This window comes from Nocardia sp. NPDC057272 (assembly GCF_042668615.1).
In the GTDB taxonomy this organism is placed as follows: domain Bacteria; phylum Actinomycetota; class Actinomycetes; order Mycobacteriales; family Mycobacteriaceae; genus Nocardia.
In genome coordinates this window covers 164,293-171,184 of sequence record NZ_JBHUYK010000014.1, presented here as the reverse complement: position 1 = coordinate 171,184, position 6,892 = coordinate 164,293, and the positions used below count along the sequence as shown (strand labels likewise).

General features: G+C 62.6%; 9 protein-coding genes. 5 read left to right on the top strand and 4 right to left on the bottom strand.

What is annotated here, in order from left to right; all coding sequences use genetic code 11:
• Positions 1-368 precede the first annotated feature (368 nt).
• A complete protein-coding gene (locus tag ACFULV_RS20290) occupies positions 369-620 on the bottom strand; it encodes a hypothetical protein (RefSeq protein WP_378658711.1) in 252 nt (83 codons plus the stop codon).
• 442 nt (positions 621-1,062) lie between these two features.
• Here ACFULV_RS20290 and ACFULV_RS20285 point away from each other — a divergent pair, with 442 nt between their 5' ends.
• The 3 genes from ACFULV_RS20285 to ACFULV_RS20275 all read left to right on the top strand — a co-directional run bounded on the left by ACFULV_RS20285 (position 1,063) and on the right by ACFULV_RS20275 (position 4,028).
• Positions 1,063-1,992 carry a hypothetical protein gene (locus tag ACFULV_RS20285; RefSeq protein ID WP_378658709.1) on the top strand — a complete coding sequence of 310 codons (930 nt, stop codon included), beginning with the start codon at positions 1,063-1,065 and terminating at the stop codon, positions 1,990-1,992.
• A 39-nt stretch (positions 1,993-2,031) separates the two neighbouring features.
• Positions 2,032-2,751: an abortive infection system antitoxin AbiGi family protein gene (locus ACFULV_RS20280; RefSeq protein ID WP_378658707.1), complete on the top strand. Its 720-nt coding sequence runs from the start codon at positions 2,032-2,034 to the stop codon at positions 2,749-2,751.
• 416 nt (positions 2,752-3,167) lie between these two features.
• The gene (locus ACFULV_RS20275) at positions 3,168-4,028 is read left to right on the top strand and encodes a tetratricopeptide repeat protein (RefSeq protein WP_378658705.1); all 861 of its coding nucleotides are present in this window, start codon (positions 3,168-3,170) and stop codon (positions 4,026-4,028) included.
• Between the two features lie 9 nt (positions 4,029-4,037).
• Here the strand turns inward: ACFULV_RS20275 and ACFULV_RS20270 are convergent, their stop codons facing one another.
• The 3 genes from ACFULV_RS20270 to ACFULV_RS20260 form a co-directional block, all read right to left on the bottom strand.
• On the bottom strand, positions 4,038-4,688 hold the full coding sequence (locus ACFULV_RS20270) for a hypothetical protein (protein ID WP_378634197.1): 651 nt from the start codon (positions 4,686-4,688) through the stop codon (positions 4,038-4,040).
• An 80-nt stretch (positions 4,689-4,768) separates the two neighbouring features.
• Positions 4,769-4,960 (bottom strand): hypothetical protein, encoded by a 192-nt coding sequence (locus ACFULV_RS20265; RefSeq protein WP_378634199.1) that lies wholly within the window; start codon positions 4,958-4,960, stop codon positions 4,769-4,771.
• Positions 4,961-5,074: 114 nt separating this feature from the next.
• Complete coding sequence (locus ACFULV_RS20260; protein WP_056814442.1) at positions 5,075-5,284, bottom strand: BldC family transcriptional regulator; 210 nt, start codon at positions 5,282-5,284, stop codon at positions 5,075-5,077.
• Positions 5,285-5,447: 163 nt separating this feature from the next.
• Here ACFULV_RS20260 and ACFULV_RS20255 point away from each other — a divergent pair, with 163 nt between their 5' ends.
• Positions 5,448-5,774 (top strand): DUF4229 domain-containing protein, encoded by a 327-nt coding sequence (locus tag ACFULV_RS20255; protein WP_358061030.1) that lies wholly within the window; start codon positions 5,448-5,450, stop codon positions 5,772-5,774.
• Positions 5,771-6,856: a PLP-dependent cysteine synthase family protein gene (locus tag ACFULV_RS20250; RefSeq protein ID WP_378658704.1), complete on the top strand. Its 1,086-nt coding sequence runs from the start codon at positions 5,771-5,773 to the stop codon at positions 6,854-6,856. The genes ACFULV_RS20255 and ACFULV_RS20250 overlap by 4 nt, the downstream gene beginning before the upstream one ends.
• Positions 6,857-6,892: the final 36 nt, after the last annotated feature.

The following is a 6,892-nucleotide window of genomic DNA, read 5'->3' as shown; positions in this document are numbered from 1 at the left end:
CGCTGTCAGAGAATCAGGAACAGGGAGGGGGTGGTTCAAGGTGGGTGGGTGGTTGGGTTTGTTAGAAAGTAACTGTGAGTGAAGAAGTGAGAAGAGAAGAAGTGAAGGGAGGACCATAAGAGATAGGCCAGGTTGGGGGAGCGGTTGCGCTGGGGAGCGCCGGTCGTATCGACGAGCTTGGGTGATGGGTGGCGTGCGTCGCGGCGGCTGCGGTGTGGGACGCGGTTTGCGAGTTGGTCGGAGTGCAACGCGGCGGCAGTAAGTTGCCGCTTAAGAGGTGACCACAAATTGTGGGTCCGCCGGGTTGACGCGTAAGCGTCAAGCTCGATGAGCAGCAAGATGGCACGCCGTTTGTTGATGCATAGGCGTCAACTTCGGGCGCTAGGGCGACGCCTGCGACGTGGGCGATGCTCGGACTCCTTGGCGACGCTTTCTAGGCGTGTGCCGTCGGGGTAGTCGATCACTTCCTGGTAGATGTCATCGGTCTTGTTCACAAATCGGTGGACAACGAACCATTCCCGCCAACGACGATTGAAGCTGTCGCCGGTGCTGACCTTTACGAGGATCTTGCCGCCGTCCTCATCGAGGACGGCGTGCCCTGCAGAGTCCCGCGGCTCCATCGGCTCATTGTCTGGAACGATCCTGTTCAGCGATCCGCACCGTGGGCAAGCCGGTCGGTCTCTGATGACTGTGCGTCCGCAATCTCTACAGCGAGGGGTTGCGGACTCCTCTCGGGGTTGTTTCGCGACCCTCCGCCGCGAAGCGGCGACGGAGACTTTGATTTCACCTTCGTGTTGATCGCACAGGTACCAGGTGCTAGTAGGTTCCGGCGGCGCTTCAACCCGGACCATGTGTGTCGCGCGATTGGGGCATCCAGGTTCCTGGCAGGCACAGTCCGGCAAGTCCATACGTCGTAGTCTGGCGCCGTAGGCGGTCGCACCACGGCAGGCATCGCGATGGGTACACAATCGGTACGCGGCGAGGTCCAAGGGCGACGTTGTTGGCCGAACGCCGACTACCGGACGCCACTCGAGACAGGTTCGACTCTGGGATGATCGCTTCGTGCGGATGCAAGTAATCGAGATCGTTCAGAACTCGCCTGCCTGGTGGCAGGCATGGCTGCCTCTCCTCGGCTCGATAGTGGTGGCATCAGCGGCATTCACGGGGGTGCTGGTGAGCAATCGAACAAATCGGAAGGCGATTGCGGCTGCGGATGCGAGAGATGCCCGACAGTGGCAGAAAGAGAAGTGTCACGAAGCGGCTGTTTCTCTGATCGAGCATTCGGCATTCCTGCTCCGCAATTTGCAAAGATTTCATGGCGACTTGATACTCGATATTCGGCATTTCGGCGACCTGAATCAGCTGGATAACGCTACCAGTTTCGACTTCTTCTTCAAAGACTCGCATTCTGCTCTGAAGACTATCGCTGACCGGATGATGTCGATTTATGACGCGGAGGCATCGCTGCAGGTTGTGGCGCCTGACCCCGTTGTAGAGGCTGCGGGTGACTTGGTGGCCATAATTCGTCGCGCCGAGGCGTCTCAGCGTGCGGGGATGAGACACTACTATTTGTTGTTGGTGTCGGACGCAAAGGGCAAATCTGATATCAAGCATAAGGATAAATGGCTATTCCATGAGGGTAAGTACCTTGAAATGATCAAGCAGGGGTTCTTGGCCTGTCAGGAATTCGTTACTATTTTTCGAGAGGCTGTCTCCGATGTTGAAGCGCTGAAACGTGCGGCTTCTCTGGTGGAAGACCCTCGTAAGCTTGTCGATGAATTGGAAGCGTCGTATGTGTTCAATCATGGATTCATTCATAGCGTGCGGGTGAGCGGTCCTTCCGGGAGGCCTGCGGAGGCGGAAGGTGCTGCAGGGGTCGGGCCTGCGGAGGCGGAAGGTGCTGCAGGGGTCGGGCCTGCGGAGGCGGAAGGTGCTGCAGAGGTCGAGCCTGCGGAGGCGGAAACTGCTGCAGGAGCCACGCCCAAGGGATAGCGCATCATGAATTGGCCAGGCAGGCACTAGAATCAACAGATGGCCGACCGTATCCAGGATCTGCTCTATCGCCGATCTGATTTGAGCACGTTCCTCGTGCATTTCACCCGAGGCACGGACTACGAGGCCTTCACCAACCTGTTCAACATGCTCCGAGACCAAGTAATCGAGGCCCGTACCTCCTACGGCATGGCGACGATGCTCGACGATCGGACGAGGGCCGACCCGAGCGTCACACAACGGACGGTCTGCTTCACGGACACACCGCTTGAGCATTGCTGGATGATGGTCCGCGAGATTGACCGGCGCGGCTGGCAGTTCAGACCTTACGGGATTGCGTTCACGAAGGGGTACGCGCGAAGTCGGGGATGTAACCCGGTTTGGTACATGGATCAAACCCCCGGATACACCTGGCTAACAGGAGCCGTGAACCAAATGGTTGAAGCTGCGCGAAGGCAATGTGACAATCCGTTTCAGGATGCTGCCGAGCTGGAAATCCTCAAGATCACGCCGTTCTTTGAACAAAGCGGCCGGGGCAAAGACTTCGCCTGGGAGCGTGAGTGGCGCCACCGGGGTAACTTTCGCTTCCAGAGCCCCTACAACGTCATGGCTGTGTTCGCTCCAGACAGCTTGCATCCAGCCTTGAGGGACGTCATCGCTAGCATCTCGCCAGTCTGGAAGGAGCGAAGGGTTCCTGTCCTCGACCCAGAATGGGGTCTGGAGCGGATGTTGGTTGCTATGTCAGGGGTCGCTGGCTAGGACTCGGGCAAACGAGCGAGTACGCAGCCGATACGCAGCACGGTCAGGGCGGTTCAACAGAATCAACCCAAACAACATCACTACCTGCGGTTATCTATCTTCTCCAGCCAGAGTCAATCTTGGCAAACAGCTGGATAGGTGTTCATCATCAACATGGTGATCAGCGGTCTGCACAGCTACGCGGGTCTGAACTGAGCGGCTGCTACATCCGATATAGCATGTCTGCATAGCTTCGAGATGAGACCATAGGTCTTGTGGCGCAAGATCTTCGGCTGTCCGGTGTGACCTACAGCGCGCGGGATCGCTCCGGGGGATCGGCTGGGCATGCGGGGAAGTTGAGTTTCTCGCGTTCGGGAATCCGGTGGCGACGATCGGTGCGCTCGGCGTTCGCGGTCGGCTGGCGTGAGGTGACGGGCGTGGATGTACGCACGCCGGATCTTCTCGAAGTGATCGGTGCCGGAGTCGGGTGGGCCGACGGCTCCGTGATTCGCCTGGATGTGGCGGGGGCTACCCACCGATTCCACGTTGCGGGCACGCAGCCCGAGCAGCTGCGAGAAATGCTGATGGCATGGGTCGTTCGTGAGGCGCCGCCGTCGAAACCGTGGCCCGTCGCGCCTGCCCATCCAGCGGTGGCGGGGGGACCGGTCGATGTCGCGTACGCGGCGGCGGCGATCTGGCGAGCCGACGGCCTGGGACGCGCACCGTTTTCCGAGATCACTACGGTGTCGTATCGGGTGGCGGTCGCGGAGAATCATCGCGACAGCGGGCGCTACCGGGAAGCTATCGCGGTGTTGGAGCCGCTCGCGCAACAGTGCGCGGAGAAGTTCGGTGCCGACCAGCGCATCACGTTGCAGGTGCGAAATGCCCTCGGCCGGTCGTACTGCGATGCGGGCTACGTCTCCGAAGGACTGGAGGTGCTCGACGATATCGTGTCGATCGCCGAGCATGTTCTCGGCGTCGACGACGAAATGACGCTCACCCTCCGCAACAATCTGGCATTGGGATATTCCGCTGCCGGTGAGTATCTTCAGGCCCTCGACCTACTCGACCTGAACGTCGATTACAGCGAACGGAAACTCGGCGACGACAGTCTCGAAACTCTCGGGCGTCGCAACAACTTGGCGGCGACCCAGGCGCTGGCCGGGTTTCGGCAACGGGCTGCGGCCTCGTACTGGAGCATCCTCGATCGGATGTATCCCGACAGTGATGTGCACAGCCTCGCGGTCACCGCACGCCAGAACCTGGCCATCTTGCACAACCCGCGGTGGCAGCCCTGAGGCGCCTGATCAGCAGTAGTAGCAGATCTTGTTGGCGGGAAGCTCTACGTGGCAGTTGAGGCAGACCGGCTTGCGGACCGGTTCGGGCTTGGGGATGGCGGCCACGGTCCGGCGGGCGGCGGAGGGGCGTTTGACGGCTGCCTCGGCTGCTTCGGCGGTGGCCAGGTCCGCGGAGGTGGACTGGCGGATGGCCGCGACCTTCGGGGGGAGGGTGGGCAGACCGCCGTCGGCGGGGAGGTCGGTGGCGTAGTGCTGATAGCACTGCCAGCGGGCCGCGGCCGCGTGCATTTCGAGATCGTCGGGGATGGGCAGGCCCGCGAGTTCGAGGATGTAGCGGTAGCCGGTGCCGACGGTCTGGTTCTTTCGCACGCACAGCGCGCTCAGCGGCGGCTCGTTGTTCTTGTGACAGTGCTCGGCGACCTTGTCCAGCACGACCGGAAGCCAGTGCTGCCACTTCACCGCGGTGCGGATCCCGGATTCTTCCTGGACCAGCTCGGCCAGCTCGGTGTTGACGATGAAGTTGTTGAACCGGGTAGCGGTGTCGGCCAGCACCTCGTGTGCGGCGCGAGTCCACTCCGACCGTGCCTCGGTGAACGTCACGGCGCTGCCGTCGGCCGCGCGCCAGGTGGTCGGGACAGAACCCTGCTGCACATCAATCACCGGAATACGTTATCTACCCAGCTCTTTCGACGCGCAACGGGGGTATGTGCGTCAGCTCACGGCGACGCACTTCGTGAGGGTCACTCGGCGGGGCCGGAGTCGTCACGTGGTTGTTTGCCGAGGCGCCAGAGGAATTCCGGATCATCGTCGGGGCCGAGAACCGGTCTGCGCGAGGGCGGGCCGGGATTCGGGCGTTGCATTTCGGGGCCGAACGCCTTCCAGCACAACACCGCGATGGCCACGATCGCGATGAGTGCCAATAGGTACGTCACGTCGCTCACCTCCTGCTATCGAGGGTAGCCGTGTCCGCGCCGTGTGCACATCCGCAACGGGAGGGAAATTTTTGGCGAACGCGAGCCCGCGGTGGGCTCGCGTCGGCCGGTGAGTCAGCGGGGTGCTGCCTCGGTGGTCAGTGATCTGAGCAACTGCAGGACCTCGGACTCGCGGAAACGGCGATGTCCGCCCGGTGTACGCAGTGAGCCGAGTCTGCCCGCATGGGCCCACCGGGTGACGGTCTTGGGATCTACGTGGAACATGGCGGCCACTTGGCCTGGTGTCAGCAGAGTGTCCTGAAGGCCGACGGTGATCGCAGTCATAGCTAACCTCTCCGTTCTCGACAGTTCCCTCATCAGTGGCGTCATCGTCGCACTGCGACCCCCATGTAGTCGAACCACCTACTGTTGGTAAAGGGGAAGTAATAGACAAAAGCCGCGAACGGGGCCGCATCGGAGACGATTCCGCCGGGGCTACGCTGTAGTCGTGAGTGAAGCAACAGGTCAGCAGGGTCCTGGCGCAGGGAAGCGGCTGGTCCGCAATCTCGCGCTCTACACGCTGGCTCGTCTCGGGCTGGTCGTGGTGATCGCCGCGTTGATCGTAGGCGTGGCCAAGCTGATCGGTGTCGACGTGCCGATCATCGTCGCGGCACTGTTCGCGCTGATCGTCGCGATGCCGCTGTCGCTGACGTTGTTCAAGAAACTGCGGGTGAAGGTGAACGAGGACATCGCCGTGGTCGACGCGCGCCGCCGCCAGGACAAGGCGCAGCTGCGGGCCCGCTTGCGGGGTGACGACGACGGCGCGTCGGCGTGAAATACCTCGACCGCAGCGCCCCGCGTGACTGGGTCGACAATGCCGTCCGGCTGATCGACGCCGATACGCAGCGCTCCGCCGACACCCACCTGCTGCGGTATCCGCTGCCCGCCGACTGGCCGGTGCAGCTCTACCTCAAGGACGAGTCGACCCACATCACCGGCAGTCTCAAGCACCGGCTGGCGCGGTCGCTGTTCCTGTACGCGATCTGCAACGGCTGGGTGACCGAGGGTACGACGGTGGTCGAGGCGTCGTCGGGTTCGACGGCGGTGAGTGAGGCGTACTTCGCGAAGCTGCTCGGTCTGGACTTCGTCGCGGTGATGCCCGCGAGTACGTCGCCGCAGAAGGTCGCGCTCATCGAAGCGCAGGGCGGCCGATGTCATTTCGTCGATCGACCACCGGACATGTACACCGAGGCCAAGCGTCTCGCCGCCGAATCCGGCGGACATTTCATGGATCAGTTCACCCATGCCGAGCGGGCCACCGACTGGCGTGGCAACAACAACATCGCCGAGTCCATCTTCGAACAGCTGGCGCTGGAGAAGCACCCGGTGCCGGAGTGGATCGTGGTCGGTGCGGGCACCGGCGGCACCAGCGCGACGATCGGTCGCTACATCCGGTATCGCAGGCACGCGACGCGTCTGGCCGTAGTGGACCCGGAGCATTCGGCGTTCTACGGCGGCTACGAGACGGGCGACGCGGGCTACGAGACCGGAATGCCGTCGCGCATCGAGGGGATCGGCCGTCCTCGGGTGGAGCCGTCGTTCGTTGGCCAGGTGGTCGATCGGATGATCGTGGTTCCCGACGCGGCCTCGATCGCCACCGCCCGTCATGCGAGCGCCGCACTGGGCCGCCGCGTCGGCGGTTCGACCGGCACGAACCTGTGGGGCGCGTTCCATCTGGTCGCCGAGCTGGTCGCGGCGGGTCGCAGTGGAAGCGTGGTCACGCTGCTGTGCGACGGCGGCGACCGGTACGCGGGCACCTATTTCGACGACGACTGGGTGGCCGCCCAGAACATGGATCTGACCGGCCCGGCCGAGATCCTCACCGAATTCGCCACCACCGGCAGCTGGAACGGCTGACAACCTCCGCCACACCCTTTCCGGGCCTGTTCGCGC